Annotated in this window: 14 protein-coding genes and 1 pseudogene; 5 read left to right on the top strand and 10 right to left on the bottom strand. The window is 63.3% G+C overall.

Features of this window, described 5'->3' with window-relative positions; genetic code table 11:
- Position 1 precedes the first annotated feature (1 nt).
- The 4 genes from bglA to NKI19_RS15430 form a co-directional block, all read right to left on the bottom strand.
- Entirely contained in the window at positions 2-1666 is a 1665-nt protein-coding gene (bglA, locus tag NKI19_RS15415; protein ID WP_352490403.1) for a beta-galactosidase BglA, read from the bottom strand.
- A gap of 4 nt (positions 1667-1670) precedes the next feature.
- The gene (locus NKI19_RS15420) at positions 1671-2825 is read right to left on the bottom strand and encodes a carbohydrate ABC transporter permease (protein WP_352566967.1); all 1155 of its coding nucleotides are present in this window, start codon (positions 2823-2825) and stop codon (positions 1671-1673) included.
- A gap of 1 nt (position 2826) precedes the next feature.
- Positions 2827-3840, bottom strand: coding sequence for a carbohydrate ABC transporter permease (locus NKI19_RS15425; RefSeq protein WP_023680221.1), 1014 nt, complete (start codon positions 3838-3840; stop codon positions 2827-2829).
- Between the two features lie 227 nt (positions 3841-4067).
- Complete coding sequence (locus NKI19_RS15430; protein ID WP_352452249.1) at positions 4068-5423, bottom strand: ABC transporter substrate-binding protein; 1356 nt, start codon at positions 5421-5423, stop codon at positions 4068-4070.
- Between the two features lie 362 nt (positions 5424-5785).
- Between NKI19_RS15430 and NKI19_RS15435 the strand changes: the two genes are divergently transcribed.
- Positions 5786-6808, top strand: coding sequence for a substrate-binding domain-containing protein (locus NKI19_RS15435; RefSeq protein ID WP_031213013.1), 1023 nt, complete (start codon positions 5786-5788; stop codon positions 6806-6808).
- An 83-nt stretch (positions 6809-6891) separates the two neighbouring features.
- Here NKI19_RS15435 and NKI19_RS15440 read toward each other — a convergent pair whose 3' ends face one another.
- On the bottom strand, positions 6892-7800 hold the full coding sequence (locus tag NKI19_RS15440; RefSeq protein WP_352490401.1) for a LysR family transcriptional regulator: 909 nt from the start codon (positions 7798-7800) through the stop codon (positions 6892-6894).
- A 95-nt stretch (positions 7801-7895) separates the two neighbouring features.
- Between NKI19_RS15440 and NKI19_RS15445 the strand changes: the two genes are divergently transcribed.
- The 3 genes and pseudogenes from NKI19_RS15445 to NKI19_RS32840 form a co-directional block, all read left to right on the top strand.
- A complete protein-coding gene (locus NKI19_RS15445) occupies positions 7896-8714 on the top strand; it encodes a class I SAM-dependent methyltransferase (RefSeq protein ID WP_352566969.1) in 819 nt (272 codons plus the stop codon).
- Between the two features lie 22 nt (positions 8715-8736).
- Positions 8737-9231, top strand: a complete 495-nt coding sequence (locus NKI19_RS15450) for a DUF8737 domain-containing protein (RefSeq protein WP_352490399.1) — start codon at positions 8737-8739, stop codon at positions 9229-9231.
- 73 nt (positions 9232-9304) lie between these two features.
- A pseudogene (locus NKI19_RS32840) lies at positions 9305-9409 on the top strand (transcriptional regulator); the annotation flags it as partial.
- A gap of 159 nt (positions 9410-9568) precedes the next feature.
- Here NKI19_RS32840 and NKI19_RS15455 read toward each other — a convergent pair.
- The 4 genes from NKI19_RS15455 to NKI19_RS15470 all read right to left on the bottom strand — a co-directional run bounded on the left by NKI19_RS15455 (position 9569) and on the right by NKI19_RS15470 (position 12860).
- On the bottom strand, positions 9569-10126 hold the full coding sequence (locus NKI19_RS15455; protein WP_352490398.1) for a YybH family protein: 558 nt from the start codon (positions 10124-10126) through the stop codon (positions 9569-9571).
- A gap of 64 nt (positions 10127-10190) precedes the next feature.
- Positions 10191-11642, bottom strand: a complete 1452-nt coding sequence (locus tag NKI19_RS15460) for a S8 family serine peptidase (RefSeq protein WP_352490397.1) — start codon at positions 11640-11642, stop codon at positions 10191-10193.
- Positions 11632-12300 (bottom strand): anti-sigma factor, encoded by a 669-nt coding sequence (locus tag NKI19_RS15465; protein WP_352490396.1) that lies wholly within the window; start codon positions 12298-12300, stop codon positions 11632-11634. Before NKI19_RS15465 ends, NKI19_RS15460 begins: the two co-directional genes overlap by 11 nt.
- Positions 12297-12860 carry a sigma-70 family RNA polymerase sigma factor gene (locus tag NKI19_RS15470; RefSeq protein ID WP_352490395.1) on the bottom strand — a complete coding sequence of 188 codons (564 nt, stop codon included), beginning with the start codon at positions 12858-12860 and terminating at the stop codon, positions 12297-12299. Before NKI19_RS15470 ends, NKI19_RS15465 begins: the two co-directional genes overlap by 4 nt.
- 503 nt (positions 12861-13363) lie before the next feature.
- Between NKI19_RS15470 and NKI19_RS15475 the strand changes: the two genes are divergently transcribed.
- Entirely contained in the window at positions 13364-14368 is a 1005-nt protein-coding gene (locus tag NKI19_RS15475; protein WP_502899292.1) for a zinc-dependent alcohol dehydrogenase family protein, read from the top strand.
- Between the two features lie 81 nt (positions 14369-14449).
- On the opposite strand, the gene NKI19_RS15480 is transcribed toward NKI19_RS15475, so the two are convergent.
- Entirely contained in the window at positions 14450-15289 is an 840-nt protein-coding gene (locus NKI19_RS15480; RefSeq protein ID WP_352490392.1) for an alkaline phosphatase family protein, read from the bottom strand.
- Between the last annotated feature and the right edge of the window lie 71 nt (positions 15290-15360).

A 15360-nucleotide genomic window follows, 5' to 3' on the forward strand; every position in this document is an offset into this window, starting at 1 on the left:
TTCAGTCGATACGCCCGAACCAGGCGCCGTAGCCGCCGAGGCGGATAGTGCCGGCGCCAGTCTGTCCCGAAAACCCGTGTCCCGGCAAGGGCTGCCGTGAGCGGCCGCCAAGATCGACCTCGGCCGGCTTTGCTCCGAGATTGAAGGCGCAGACGATCTGCTCGTTGCCTTCGCGGCGCGTGAAGGCGACGGTGTCACCCTCGCTTTCGATGAACTCGATATCACCCTTGGCCAGTGCCGGATGGGCGCGGCGGAAAGCCAGGAAGCGCCGGTAGTGCTCGAGCAGCGAGCCGTCGTCGCCCTGCTGCACATTGACGGCTTGCGCAAGGTGCTTGCTGGGCACCGGCAGCCAGGGCTTTGCCGTCGAGAAGCCGCCATTGCGGGCAGCGCCGTCCCAAACCATCGGCGTGCGGCAGCCGTCGCGGCCTTTGAATTCCGGCCAGAAGCGGATGCCGTATGGGTCCTGCAGATCCTCAAAGCTGAGCTCGGCCTCGCTAAGCCCGAGCTCCTCGCCCTGATAGATGCAGACTGAGCCGCGCAACGACATCAGCAGCGCCGAGATAACCTTGAGGTAGGCGGTCGGGTCGGGCTCGCCGGCTGCCCAGCGCGAGGCAGGGCGCATCACGTCATGGTTGGAGAAGGCCCAGCACGACCAGCCGTCGCTGGCCACCTTGCCGAAGGTTTCCAGCACCGAGCGCACCTTTGCCGCGCTGATCTTCTCCGGCGCCAGGAAGTCGAAGGAGTAACACATGTGCACGCGCTTGCCGCCGGCCGTATAGGCCGCCACCACTTCCAGCCCACGCTGCGAATCGCCGACCTCGCCAACCGCGGCCGTCGCCGGATATTCGTCGAGCAAGGCGCGGAAGCGTTCGAGGAAGCCGAGGTTTTCAGGCCGGCTCTTGTCATAGAGATGGTCCTGGTAGTTGTAGGGGTTGACGGCCGGCGCCGTCTGGTCGTTGCGCTGCTCGGGCGGCAGCGGCGGATTGTCTTCCAGGCCTTGGCTGTGGAAGTAGAAATTGATGGTATCGAGGCGGAAACCATCGACGCCGCGCTCCAGCCAGAAGCGGGTGACGTCGAGCAGCGCGTCCTGGACTGCGCGGCTGTGGAAATTGAGGTCGGGCTGCTCGGCCAGGAAATTATGCAGATAATATTGCTGGCGGCTGGTATCCCACTGCCAGGCCGAGCCGCCGAAGATCGACAGCCAGTTGTTGGGCGGCGTGCCGTCCGGCTTGGCATCCGCCCAGACGTACCAGTCGGCTTTTGGATTGCTGCGGCTCGAACGGCTTTCCTTGAACCAGGGATGGATGTCGGCGGTGTGCGAGAGCACCTCGTCGATCATCACCTTGAGGCCAAGCCGATGCGCCTCGGCGGTCAGCGCGTCGAAGTCGGCCAGCGTGCCGAACATTGGATCGACATCGCAATAATCCGACACGTCGTAGCCAAAATCCTTCATCGGCGATTTGAAGAATGGCGAGATCCAGATGGCGTCGACACCGAGCGAGGCGATGTAGGGCAGCCGGCCGATCATGCCCCTGAGGTCGCCGATGCCGTCGCCGTTCGAATCCTGATAGCTGCGCGGGTAGATCTGGTAGATCACGGCACCTCGCCACCAGTCGCGATCGATAGCGAGATCGGGCTTCGGGGTGGCCTTCAAAGCGGATTGCATGATCTCAACCTCCTTTCACCGAGCCGGCAAGCAGCCCGCGGACGAAATAGCGCTGCAGCGAGAAGAACACGATCAGCGGCACGATGATGGTGACGAAGGCCGATGTCGTCAGGATCTCCCAGTCGCCGCCGCGCGAACCGAGCAACGCATTGAGCTTGGCGGTCAGCACGATCTGGTCGCCCTCGGTACCGAGGAAAACCATCGCCACCAGCAGATCGTTCCAGACCCAGAGAAACTGGAAGATGGCGAACGAGGCCAGCACCGGGAACGACAATGGCAGCACGATCTTGACGAAGATCTCGAAATCGCTGGCGCCGTCGATGCGCGCCGATTCCATGATCTCGCGTGGCAGGCCGGCGATATAGCTCCTCAGAAGATAGATGGCAAAAGGCAGGCCGAAGCCGGTATGCGCCAGCCAGATGCCGAGATAGGTCTTCGACGGCACGCCGAAAAAGGTGCCGACGCCGTTATAGAGCTTCAACAGCGGAATCAGCGACATCTGCAGCGGCACGACCAGGAGGCCGATGATGACGGCGATGAGCAGGGCCCGGCCGGGAAAGCGCATCCAGGCCAGCGCGTAGGCGGCGAACGCGGCGATCAGGATCGGGATGACGGTCGCAGGAATGGTGACGGTCAGCGAGTTCATGAAGGAGCGGCCGATGCCTTCCGAAAACAGCACCGTGTCGTAATTGTCGGTGGTGAATTTCGGCGGCGCCGACGAGGCGTAATAGACGCGCTGGCCGCGTTCGCTTTCGAAAGCCTTCGGCGAGGTCATGACGAAACTGCCGTCGGCATTGAGCTGCAAGGTCACGCCGTCGCCGAGATCGGCTGTCGTGCCGGCGGGATATTGCGTCGGCGCTGCCGACTTGACGCCGAAGGCGCTGATGTTGCGGGCCGGGCCGTCGCCGAAGATATTGCCTTGCAGGACGAACTTGCCGTCCTTCTCGACCTGCGCCGAGGCGGGCGGCAGCCGTCCGGCTTCCGTCTGGCTGGAACTGGTGAACGAGTTCCACCAGCCCGAAGCGATGATCTGGTCCTTGTCGCGCAGCGACGAGACCAGAATGCCGAGCGTCGGGATCGTCCAGATCGCCACGAAGATGAAAACGGCGATATGGACGCCGAAACGGCTGACAAAGGACTTCCCGGTCGAGACAGTCATCTCAATGTCCTTCCGTCTCTTTGTTCGCCTGGCGGATGTTCCAGACCATGATCGGAATGACCGCGATCATGATGATGATGGCGATGGTGGCGCCGCGGCCGAAATCGCCGCCGCCGCGGAACATCCAGTCGAACATCAGATTGGCCAGCACCTGGCTGTTCCACTGGCCATTGGTCATGGTCAGCACGATGTCGAAAACCTTCAGCACTAGGATGGTGATGGTGGTCCAGACCACGGCGATGGTGCCCCAGATCTGCGGCACCATGATCTTCCAGAAGATCTGGAAAGGGTTGGCGCCGTCGATGACGGCGGCTTCCAGCGTCTCTTCCGGAATGCCGCGCAAGGCCGACGACAGGATGACCATGGCAAAGCCGGTCTGGATCCAGATCAGGATGACCATCAGGAAGAAATTGTTCCAGAACGGCAGCGATATCCAGACCTGCGGCTGGCCGCCGAAATACTGGATGATGGCGTTGAGCAGGCCGATCTGCGTCTGCCCGTCGCCGCGATACTCGTAGATGAATTTCCAGATGACGCTGGCGCCGACGAAGGAGATCGCCAGCGGCAGGAAGATCAGGCTCTTGGCGATGGTGCCCCACCAGATCTTGTCGGTGAGCACGGCGATGATCAGCCCGAGGAAGGTGCAGGCGGCCGGCACCACCGCCAGCCAGATAATGTTGTTGAGGATCGAGTTGCGGAACTCGCGGTCGCCGAACGCCCATTGATAGTTGGCCAAGCCGACGAAATGGGCGCCGCCGCGATCGAGGAACGACAGCCTCAGCGTCTCCACCACCGGGTAGATCAGATAGATGGTGAGGATAATCATCGCCGGGCCGACGAACAGCCAGGGCCGGATCACCCCCTGCCGGCGCAGATTGTTGATCGCCGCCTTGCCGGAAACGCCGCGTGCCGGAAAGATCGTGTCGAGTGCCTTGTTGGCGCCCCAGAAATAGGCGACGCAGCCGCCCACGCCGATGATGATGACGAATATCGCCGAAAAAATCTGAGCCGCCATGGGTCCCTCCCCCGCGCACGGATCCGCCAGTCGAGAATGGCTTTGGCGACGGGATCATGCGCCGATTCAGTTGTCTGGAGCGCGACCAGCCGAAAAGCAGGTCACTGGGCGCGCGTCATGCCGGAATGCATTGTACTCACGACAATCGACGCGACGCCAAGCACCGGGTAGGATCCGGGCCGTTTTGAGGCCCGGACCGCATCACATTGGGAACTCAAGCCGGCCGCTTACTTGATCGCGTCCCAGCTTTTCTGGATGTCGGTGGCGACGTCCTGGGCGGACTTGCCGCCGACCAGGTCGATCATGCCGGTCCAGAACGCACCGGCGCCGATCTTGCCCGGCATCAGGTCGGATCCGTCGAAGCGGAAGGTCGAGGCGTTGGCCAGGATCTCGCCCTGCTTCTTCAGCGCGTCGCTGGCATAGGCGTCCTTGTTGACCGACTTGAACGGCGTCACGAAGCCGCCCTGTGCCATCCAGATCTCATGAGCGAGCGGTAGCTTCAGGAATTCGATGAACGCGCGGGCACTCTTGCTATCCTTGGTGATCATGGCCAGCGTGCCGGCGCCGAGCACCGGAGTGCCGAGCTCGGGCTTGGAGGCGTAGGGCGGGTAGTAGAAGAAGTCGGCATCCTCGCCGATCTTGGTACCTTGCGGGAAGAAGGTCGGGATGAACGATGCCTGGTGGTGCAGATAGCATTTCGGCGGCACCGAGAAGAGGCCCTTCGGGCTGTCGCGGAAATCGGTCGCCGCAACCGCCTTGGCGCCGCCCTCGACCATCTTGTCGTCGGTCGCGATCTTGCCGAAAATGTCGATGGCGTTGACCACGGCCGGATCGTTGAACGGAATTTCGTTCTTCACCCATTTGTCGTAGGTCTCGGGCGTCTGGGTGCGCAGCATGATGTCTTCGACCCAGTCGGTCGCCGGCCAGCCGGTGGCGCCGCCCGAACCAAGCCCGATGCACCATGGCGTGCCGCCGTCGGCGATGATCTTCTTTTCGAGCTCGGCAAGCTCTTCCTGCGTCTTCGGCACCTTGTAGCCGGCTTCCTCGAAATTGTCCGGCGAGTACCAGACCAGCGACTTCACGTCGGCCTTGTAGGGAAAGGCGAAGAAGCCGGGCTTGCCGTCCTTGTCCTTGAAGGTGCCGAGGTCGACCCAGGATTGGCCGGCGCCGTAATTGTCCTTGACCCAGTTGGCGGTGTCGTCGCCGAGCGGCGTCAAAAGGCCCTTCGATGCCAGATCCTGGATCAGGCCCGGCTGCGGCAGCACGGCGATGTTGGGCGGGCTGCCGGCCTGCGTGTCGATGACGATCTGCTGCTCGTAATTCTCCGACGAGGAGTACTTGATCTCGGCGCCGGTGGCTTCGGAGAAGTAATCGAGGACGGTGCGGATCAGCCCTTCGTCCTCGCCGCGCCACGGGCCGAAGATCGTCAGCGTCTCGCCCTTGAGGTCGACCTTCTTGAGCTCTTCGTAGTTGGCCCAGTTGAAACGGGGATCTTCGCCCGGCTTGAACTTCAGTTCGGCTTGCGCGGGCATGGCCAGGGCGAGCGTGGCAAACGCAGCGCCCAGCAGAAGCATTTTCTTCATCGGTATTCCCTCCCAGTGGTGACAAACACCGAACGAAACCTCCATTCCGTCCGCCGGCGCTGCAGGACTGTGACTCAGTCGGAAAGGAACTGCAACCTTTCGTGGAGTCTTCCAAAGCGCTTTGGTGATTTTGATCTCGCCACTGAAATAATCCGGAGTCAAGAGGGAGCCTGCTTAATCGATTTAATTTCTGCAGCCGATTGCCGGCGAAAGTGCGCTGCAGCACAGTTTTCTGGCGGTGCAGCAGCAAATTCGGCTTCAAACCGGTCCGAACCGTGCGTATGGTCATTGCGCTCGGCAGCGCGGTTCGTGGCGGCCAGATCGATTCAGATTAAAAGCGCTTTGAGGTCTGGAGGCCTCCGGTGAACCTCAAGCAGCTCTCCCACATGCTGGCGCTTTCGCAGACCACGGTGAGCCGTGCATTGAACGGCTACCCGGAAGTCAACGAGGAAACGCGCCGGCGGGTGGTCGATGCCGCCAAGCGTCACGGCTACCGCCCCAATCCGAGCGCGCGCCGGCTGGCGACCGGCAAGACCGGTATGATCGGCTATGTGCTGCCGACGGGGACGACCGTCGATATCGACCCGCATTTCGTCGAGTTCCTGTCCGGCCTCGGCGACTATGCGCGTTCGCACGAGCTCGACCTTGTGCTATCACCGGCCGATGCCGACGACCAGGAGACGACCTACCGCCGCATCGTCGCCAACCGGCAGGTCGACGCGGTCTATATCTCCTCGCCGAGGCCGGCCGACCGGCGGGTGGCGCTGGTCAATACGCTCGGCATTCCCTTCATCGTCCATGGCCGCAGCGAGGGCTTCGATTTCGACTACCCCTTCACCGACATCGACAATGAGGGCGCCTTCCACGAAGCGGCGCGGCTGCTCGTACAGCTCGGGCACAGGCGGCTGGCACTGATCAATGGCGATGATCGCGAGACCTTCGCCATCCATCGCGAGCGCGGCGTGCGCCGCGCGCTTGCGGCAAGCGGCCTGGTGCTTCGTGATCAGCATGTCTGTTCCCTCACCATGACCGAGGAGAACGGCTACCGCGCCGCCAGGCGCCTGCTGGAACAAAGCGACGCGCCAACGGCGATCGCCTGCTCCAGCCTGATCATGGCGCTCGGCGTGGTGCGCGCGGTGCGCGATCTCGGCCTGACCATTCCGGGCGACCTGTCGCTGATCGCCCATGACGACGTCTTTCCCTGGCTGAAACCGGAAAATTTTTCGGTGCCGCTGTCGACGACACGTTCGTCGATCCGCCTGGCCGGCGCGCGCATCGCCGAACGGCTGGCGGCGCGGATTTCCGGCCTGGAGGAGGGCGCTCGCGGCGAGGTCTGGCCGGTCGACCTGGTGGTCAGGGGATCGGTCGCCGGCGCGCCTGCCTAGGGGCATAACTCAATCACTCTGAACGACCAAAGTCGCCGTTGGGTGGCTGTTGGCCAGCACAGGCAATCGCCATGCGTCATGTCTCAGGCCGCGGACTTGAGGTGATCGATAAAGACGCGCAGCTTCGGCAGGACTTGGCGCTTGCCAAGATGGTAGAGAAAGACGCCCGGCGTCGTCGCAGCGATGTCGTCCAGCACAGATCTGAGTTTTCCTTCGGCTATCGGACCTTCGGCGACGGGTCGAGGCGTCTGCGCCAGCCCAACGCCCTTTGTCGCAGCCCCGAGCAACGTGGGATAGTCGTGCGCGATCAGTGGGCCTGAGACGATCGCCTCGATAGCACCGTTGCCGTCGGCGAAGGTCCAGGGCGCGATGGTGCCGTTCGAGCGGCGCAAGCGCAGGCAGGCGTGGTGGCGCAAGTCGTCGACACGTTCGGGGTAGCCGTGGCGCTCGAGATAGTCAGGGCTGCCGACGACCACGAACGTGAACGGCGGGGTCAGCCGCACCGCGACCATGTCGGCGGCGATGAGCTGGCCGAGGCGGATGCCGGCGTCGAACCCGCCGGTCGCGAGATCGACCATCTCGTCGCTCGCGGCGATCTCCAGTTCGATCTCGGGATAAGCTCGGCAGAACGACGCGATCATCGGCTCCAGGATCAATGGCACGACGGCGCGGGGCACGGACAGGCGCAGCAGCCCGGTCGGCCGTTGGCCGACGTCGCGCGCAGCCTCGCCGGCCGCGGCGATCTCCTCGAAGGCAGGGCCGGCGCGGTCGAGGAAGCGCTGGCCGGCCTCGGTCAGACCGACGCTCCGCGTCGTGCGGGCGAACAGCGCCGCACCCATGCGGGCTTCCAGCGTGCGCACCGCCTGGCTCACGGCGGACGGCGTAACGCCGAGATCGGCGGCGGCACGGCGGAAATTGCGGTGCCTGGCGACAGCCAGGAACACCTCGACCCCCTCCAGTGCACCACGCCGGATTGTGTAGGCCTGCTTCATAGGTTGTTCTGATTACAGCGGATAGTCGGATTATGGAAGCGGGCTTACGTAAGAGCTGCAAGCCAGGAGACATCTTGCCCAGGAGATATGTTGCAATGACCGATGAACTTGATGGCGTGCGCGACCATTATCGCGCGACCGGCCTGACCGAGCGGCTGAAGACGGTACTGGCTGCCCTCGGCCCGGAGGATCAGCTTCTTACGCCCCAGCAATTGGGCACCCTCGACCAGTTTCACACCCGTGGGCTTGCCTCGACCGCCGAGATTGCCCAATTGGCGGGGATCGCGGCCGGCACGTCGGTTCTGGACGTCGGCTCGGGCGTCGGCGGGCCGGCGCGCTTTCTGGCTGCAACCTATGGCTGCCGGGTTACCGGCGTGGACCTCAGCGAGCCTTTCGTGGATGCTGCGCGCTATTTGACCGAGCGCACGGGACAAAGCGGACAGCTGTCGTTTCAGACCGCCAGCGCATTGGAGCTTCCATTCGATGATAGCCGTTTCGACGTCGTGCTGCTGCAGCATGTGGCGATGAACATCTCCGACCGGGCGCGGCTCTATGGCGAGATCCGGCGCGTGCTGAAACCAGGCGGCAGGTTTGCCACCTTCGACGTCGTCTCGGCCATTGGCGAGCCGCACTATCCGCTGCCTTGGGCGCGAACGCCGGCGACGAGCTTCCTCCTCACAGCCGAAGCGACGGGCGAGGCGATCGAACCGGCCGGCTTCCGCGTGCTGGCGTGGCAAGACGACACCGAGACCGCCAAGGCCTGGTTCGCGCAACTGCGCGCATCCGGGCCGCCGCCTTCACCAAATCTCGGCGTGGTGATGGGACCGGACTTCGCTCAGCTTTCGACCAACCTGGGACGAAATCTCATGCAAGGCCGGCTCGGCGTCCTGACCGCGGTGTTCGAGGCCGTGTGAACCAACTGTTGAGAGAAGGCTAATGTCCACGGAAATGGTGTTCCAAACCCATCTTGTTCTCGGCTATGTGGCGTGGCTGCTTTGCTTCGGCGCGTACGGTTTGCCGTGGCTCCGGTCGATGGACCGGGTCGCGGCGCAGCGCGCTATCGCTACCCTGCACAGCTTCCGCTTCTTCGGGCTCGTCTTCATGGTTCCGGGCGTCGTAAGCCCCAATCTGCCCGCTGATTTCGCCGTGTTCGCCGCCTACGGCGATTTCGTGACTGGGGTGCTGGCCATGCTGGCGCTGCTCACGGTGAGGATACGCCCGCTCTTCTGGCCGTTGGTCGTCGCCTTCAACGTCGTAGGGACGGTCGACCTTATCGTCGACTATTACCACGCCATTCAGATCGGGCTTCCTGCACGCGCGGGGGAACTGGGCGCAACCTACGCGATCCCGATCATCTACGTACCGCTGCTGATGATCACGCACATCACTGCGTTTTATTTTCTGGCACGTCCCCGGCAAAACGCGACTTGAGCGGGCTATTTCTTGGCCGCCTCGGCCGCCTTGGTGTCCAGCAGGCAAAGCCGAAATCATAGTCCTGAAGCCGGAACGGCTGGCGGCGCGCATTTCCGGCCTGGAGGAGGGGGCGCGCGGCGAGGTCTGGCCGTTCGACCTGGTGGTCAGGGGATCAGTCGCCGGCGCGCCGGCCTAGGAGCATAACTCGATCACTCCGGGCGACCGAGTTCGACCCAGAGCGGCCGTCCGCCCCTGCGAGCCCGATGACGCGGGCCAACCCTAAGCAGAGAACGGACTGAAGAATAGCCGCGCTGCAGCAGCAAAGGAGATCGATCGCTTCCCCATACCACAACCGCTATCGGTGGAGTACCGAATCGGCCGGCTGAGTCGTCGTTATCGGATCGGCATGACGATGCACAATCTTCCACAGACCATCTTCTGGGCGAAAGACGCTCGTCGCGCGTAACGCAAGAGGCGTGACATCGCTCCGACCGCCAACCTTGGACCTGAGCTGCTCCACTTCGACGATGTATGCCAGCTCAGACGTCACACATTTCGCTATGTTCTGGAAGCCGGTAGCGTCGCCGTCCCTGTAGTTCGATGCCGCTTGCTCCATCGTCTCAACGACCTGTCTCCATCCATGCGCGAAAGGGCCAAAGGGATTGCCCAGTGTTACATCGTCTCGTTGGGAGAAGAGCTTCTCCGCTGGCGCGGGGTTTCCTTTCATGAACTCATCCAGGGCCAGGTGGTATTTTTCAACTGCTTGATCGAAGTCACTGGCGTCGAGGGACACGTCATCCTCCCTGTCGTTTTTATTTCTGATCCAGACTGGCGACCACAGGTCTACATTCTGTGTGCCCGCAGCGCTGAAGCATTTTCCCTGCTGCGGCGTAGTGCAGGTTGGCTTGGTCATTATAGAACGGCGTGAGACAAGTTTCGCGACAGCGTTATGAGACGACTCGGTTCAAACACGAGACTTAGTCCTTGGCCGCCTCGGCCGCCTTGGTGTTCAGAAGCCCAAAGCCGAAGTCATTGTCCCGCCCCTTGGGGCCGAGATCCTTTGCCGTGGCGGCCAGTGCTTTCTCGACCCAGTCGGCCGAACGGTCGGGCGCGGCATGGAACAGATTGGCGATCGCGCCGGTCACGATCGCCGCTGCAAACGAAGTCCCGGTCACCACATCCGAGCCGGTGCCGCTCGGCGCCACCATCTCGACGCCGGGAGCGGAGATGAAGACGTAGGCGCCGCGATTGGCCTGCGGCATCAGCCCGTCCTTGGCATCGGTGGCCGTCACCGCGATCACGCCGTCGAAGGCGGCCGGATAACCATACGGCGCCTTCGGTCCGTTATTGCCGGCGGCCGCGACCAGCACGATGCCGAGCGCGCGTGCATTGCGGCAGGCGATGCCGAGCAGGTCGTTCTTCGGGCCGACGAAGCTCATGTTGATGATACGGACATCCTGCTCCGCCGCCCAGTCGAGCGCCAAAAGGATCACGTCCATGGTCGACTTGCCGCCCTCGAAGGCGCGGGCGTGATAGATCCTGGCGCCCGGCGCCATGCCTTTGAACGCGCCGGTGCCGGCGATCAGGCCATCGACCGAAGTGCCGTGGTCGCGCGCCTTGATCGGCACATCGGGCATGGCATCGAACTGCCCGCCAATAACGCCGGAGAGCGCCGGATTGCCGTCGTCGATGCCGGTGTCGATGACGCCAATGCGGACATTCTCGCCGCTGGCCGCGTTGGCGTCGAGTGCGATGCGCTCGAACGCATAATTGACGATGCTGGCCGCCTGCTGCAGCGCATAGACGTGGTTGGCCTCACGCCGCAAAGTACGGCCGTCGGCGGCAAGCTGCGCCAGCACGACGCCGACCGGGCGGCCGTCGGGTATGCCGAAGCGCACCAGTATGTTGCCGAGCAGCCGCGACTGCCGCTGCGAGCGTATCTCGAGGCCGAACGAGGCGGCGATCTGCTGGACCGCGCCGGCATCGCCATTGACGGTGACCAGCACCTCGTCGGGCACGAAATCGCCAATCACGGCGCGCGGCGGCTCGGTTGCGACAAGATCGGTCGGCGCCACGACGGGACCGACCGCCCCGGCGGCCTGTATTGCCGGCGCGCCGGCGGGTGGAGCGGGCGGCGGCGCTGCAGTATCGCCAGGAGGTATCGGCGCCTCGGTGACTACGGCAGGATTGGGGAACAGATCGACAATCAAGCCCGGAAGAAACACCGCGCCCGTCGTTCCATGAGCCGGCGCTTTGCCGCCATCCTTCGCGTCGCCGCCATCCTTGGGGCAGTCGGTGTTGGCAGCACTTCCCCGGTTCAGGCAGTCGATCTCAGCCTGGCTGAGGTTCGGGTCGTTGGTCTGGGCCATTGCGGACGCGGCGAAGATTGTCATCGCCGCCGTCAATCGAATGACCGCCTTAGCCGCCATCAGCCGGTTTCCTTCCCTCCAGCGCAGCTTCGGTGAAAGGCTGGGCGGCAATAAGGCCAAGCAGCTTCTGATAGTCGGCGGCGGTCTTGGCCGGAACGCCGAGGCGGAAGACGCCGTCGGCGGTCGGCCCGCCGGCGATCTTCAACTGGTTCTGGTCGAGAAAAGCGACGATGTCGGACAGTTTCGCATCCGGTTTGAACTTCACAAGGGCAAACGGCATTTTGGCCAGATCGTCTTCCGATCCGGCAATCTCGAAATCACCACCTCTGTTGCCGGTCTGCACAAAGGATTGCGCGACGACCAGGGCCAGCAGCACCGCGGCCACGGCCCAGGCGACGCCGGCCGGCACCGCCATGAAGCGGCTCCAGGCCTGCGCTAGCCAGGACGATGCCGCAGGCGCGCGGGGCGGGCCGGCCTCGGCGTCGAGCGCCTTGGCAAAGCGGCTGAGCGCATCGGCCGGCGGGCGGATCGCCTCGTTTGCGGCAGCGGTGCCGGAGAATTCGGCCTCGGCCTCGCCTAGTGCGGCCATCGCCGCCGGATCGCTCGCCAGCCATTCCTCGATGGCTTCGAGCTCGGTGCCCTCCAGCGAGCCGTTCAGATAAAACGGCAGCAGCATTTCCATTTCGTCGCGGCGTGACATTTTTTCAGCGGCGCTCATGGCCACCCCCTGTCGTAACCGGCGGCCTTGAGGGCTTCGCCGAGTTTCTTGCGGGCGTAGAACATCCTGGTCTTGACGGTGGCGACCGGGATGCCGAGTACCTCGCCGATCTCGCTCACCGATCGCCCGTGATAATAGGCAAGGTCGATCACCGCGCGGTGCTCTTCCGGCATGGCATCGATAAAGCGTCGCAAGGCAGCGGCTTTGTCTTCCTTCATCGTCACGACTTCCGGCGTGTCGGCGCCGTCGGCGACCTGGGCCGCGTCATCGTCGTCGATCCAGTCTTCCTTCTTCTTGCGCAGCAGGGACAGCGCCTTGAAGCGGGCAATGCCGAGCAGCCATGTCGAGACCTCCGAGCGCCCCTCGAAGGCCGGCGCCTGCCGCCAGAGCTCGAGGAACACCTCGTTCGCGATATCGTCGGCCATCAGTTCCGATCCCGTCTGGCGTGCCACGAAGCGGTAGACCCGCGCGTGGTGGCGCATGAACAGGAGCCGCACGGCGGCACGATCGCCCTTCGCGACCCGCTCGACGAGCGCGCGATCGGTCTCCGCGGCCGTCATCGCCGGTCGAGCCGCCCGGCTCCTGCCTGCTCTGTCGCTGATCGGCCCAAAAAGGTTCACCGCATCCGCCCGAGGATTTTTGCGGAGGCTAGCCGAAGAGCGGAGAGGTTGCCAGAGTGTACAGTTCTCCCCCTTTTTTGGGATACTGTCTCAGTCAGTGGCGCCAAGCGGAAGGCGGCCGCCAGGCTGGCAATGACGGCGGCCACGAGGTGGCTCATACCCATCGGGCAAGGTGCAGTCGTTCAGCCTCGGGCGGAGCGTAATTGGACGACATCGCCGTGCAGGGATTCCCGACAGTTTTGTAACTCAACGGTCCGCTGCTGGGCGACTAAGGTCCCGATCGCAAACGGCAACCCAGCCTGAAGAGACGAGTCTCATGACCAACAACAGCTCTGCGGCCGCGATTCTCGTGGATCAGTCGCCGATGGCGGTGTTCGCCGCGGTCAAGCCTCGACGCGAGTGGTGGGGCGCATGAAGCCTTGCGCGGTCGGAAGGAGCTTTCCATGAGACTGATTAGGCTGAAAGCGCCGGGAGGCTTGGAGAATCTCAAGCTGGTCGAGGAAGATTGCCCGGAACCAGGGCCGGGTGAGTTGCTTGTCAGGATACGTGCGTGTTCGCTGAATTTCCACGACAGCATGGTGGCGCTGGGCAAGAAACCGTGCGCCGATGGCCGTATCCCGCTGTCCGATGGCGCCGGAGAGGTGGTTGCGGTCTCAGACGATGTCCAAGAATTCAAGGTCGGAGATGCCGTCGTCAGCACCTATTGGCCCCGTTGGCTGGCAGGCGAACCGACGCCAGCCAATAAGAGCGGCGAATTGGGCGATGATGCTGACGGCTATGCCCGCGAGTATGTGTGCATGCCCTGGCATGCCTTCACAAGGGCACCGGCAGACTTCACGCATGTGGAGGCGGCAACGCTTACCTGTGCCGGCGTCACCGCCTGGAAAGCCCTGATGGTGTGCGGCCAGGTGAAGCCCGGTGATACGGTGCTGGTCCTTGGCAGTGGAAGCGTATCGCTGTTCGCGCTGCAATTCGCAAAAATTGCAGGCGCTCGGGTTATTGCCACCTCTTCATCGGAGGAGAAGCTGGAAAAGCTAAGGCGATTTGGGGCCGACATTGTCGTCAATTACAAGGCAGTGCCGGATTGGGGCCAGAAGGCAAGGGTTTTGACGGACGGACGCGGCGTCGATCATGTGATCGAGGTTGGCGGGCCCGGCACGCTGGCGCAGTCGATAACAGCATGCAGGATGGGCGGCCACATCGCACTGATCGGTGTCTTGACTGGTTTTGCCGGGCAAGTTTCGATCCCGGCCCTGTTTTCCAATCAGATTAGGGTCAGCGGAGTCTCGATTGGCAGCAGGGCAGACCAGGACGACATGATTCGTGCCATAGATGCCAACCGTTTGAAGCCTGCTATCGACCGCAGTTTTCCGCTGCAGGAGATCGCCAGTGCCTTCAAGTACTACGAGTCCCAAAAGCATTTTGGCAAGGTCTGTCTCGAACTTTGACTGCGGTATCCGGCCTCCATTTGGCGTCGTGCTTTTCGGCACGGCTTCATGTTCTCGGCAAGCAAGCAGGCCAGGCACCAATCAGTCGAGAAATGGCTCGGCCTTCATCGTCGCCGGCACCGGCACGCCGAGGCGCGCAAGCACCGTCGGCGCGAGCTGCAGCTGATCGAGCAGCGTATTGGCTTCCGGACCCTCGCCGGATCCGAAGTAGTAAAGTGCGAAATCCTGCATCTCCTCGTCGTGGCCGCCATGATGGCCGCGATCGGTCTGGCCATGATCGGCGGTGACGATCACCTCGTAGCCGGCTACCCGCCAGCGCGGCAGGAAGCCGGCGAGCATGGCGTCCATTGCATAGACGGCATGATCCATCTCGTGGCAGTCATGGCCGAAGCGGTGGCCCATCGAGTCCAGAGTACAGCTGTGCAGGATGCCGTAGTCGATGCCGTAGCGCCTGGTCAGCATGGTCAACGTCGCGAACAGGTCGACGTCGCTCGGCGTCATCTGGTTCCTGGCATTGTAGCCGGTCATGGTGTGGAACCGGCCATGGCTGATCGGCCTGCCCGGCTGGTCGAACTCCATGTCCTCGACCAGGTCGAACGGATAGGCCCGGAAGAATTCGGACCAGTAGGAATGGGTGACCGCACCCGTCTTGCCGCCGGCTCTGCTGACTTCGGAAAAGATGTCCGGCTGTTCGACGCGAAACCGGTTCTCGTTCGACAGGATACCGTGCACTTGGGGCGGCACGCCGGTGTGGATCGAGGCATAGCAGGATGCCGAGGTCGACGGCAGCACGGAGCGCATCTTCCACACGTGGGCTTCGCCAGATTGCGCCCAGCCTTCGAGATTGCCCATCAGCCGTCGCCAGTTCCGGTAAGGCACGCCGTCAAGGATGATGAGCAATAGTTTTGTCTTGAGCGCCAAGGGCGCCTCCATGCGGCTTACTCGGAAAAGTCAGGGCGGGCCTGCCGTTCAATCCACGCCCGGACAGGACC

The sequence above is a fragment of the Mesorhizobium sp. M0751 genome (genome assembly GCF_040320265.1).
Lineage (GTDB): Bacteria > Pseudomonadota > Alphaproteobacteria > Rhizobiales > Rhizobiaceae > Mesorhizobium.

Bases quoted from the DNA above. Each gene is read 5' to 3' on its own strand.
- NKI19_RS15420 (WP_352566967.1), bottom strand. From the start codon at position 2,825: ATGACTGTCTCGACCGGGAAGTCCTTTGTCAGCCGTTTCGGCGTCCAT.
- NKI19_RS15440 (WP_352490401.1), bottom strand. From the start codon at position 7,800: ATGAAGCAGGCCTACACAATCCGGCGTGGTGCACTGGAGGGGGTCGAG.
- NKI19_RS15450 (WP_352490399.1), top strand. From the start codon at position 8,737: ATGTCCACGGAAATGGTGTTCCAAACCCATCTTGTTCTCGGCTATGTG.
- NKI19_RS15455 (WP_352490398.1), bottom strand. From the start codon at position 10,126: ATGACCAAGCCAACCTGCACTACGCCGCAGCAGGGAAAATGCTTCAGC.
- NKI19_RS15475 (WP_502899292.1), top strand. From the start codon at position 13,364: ATGAGACTGATTAGGCTGAAAGCGCCGGGAGGCTTGGAGAATCTCAAG.
- bglA (WP_352490403.1), bottom strand. From the start codon at position 1,666: ATGCAATCCGCTTTGAAGGCCACCCCGAAGCCCGATCTCGCTATCGAT.
- NKI19_RS15460 (WP_352490397.1), bottom strand. From the start codon at position 11,642: ATGGCGGCTAAGGCGGTCATTCGATTGACGGCGGCGATGACAATCTTC.
- NKI19_RS15465 (WP_352490396.1), bottom strand. From the start codon at position 12,300: ATGAGCGCCGCTGAAAAAATGTCACGCCGCGACGAAATGGAAATGCTG.
- NKI19_RS15445 (WP_352566969.1), top strand. From the start codon at position 7,896: ATGACCGATGAACTTGATGGCGTGCGCGACCATTATCGCGCGACCGGC.
- NKI19_RS15470 (WP_352490395.1), bottom strand. From the start codon at position 12,860: ATGACGGCCGCGGAGACCGATCGCGCGCTCGTCGAGCGGGTCGCGAAG.
- NKI19_RS15430 (WP_352452249.1), bottom strand. From the start codon at position 5,423: ATGAAGAAAATGCTTCTGCTGGGCGCTGCGTTTGCCACGCTCGCCCTG.
- NKI19_RS15425 (WP_023680221.1), bottom strand. From the start codon at position 3,840: ATGGCGGCTCAGATTTTTTCGGCGATATTCGTCATCATCATCGGCGTG.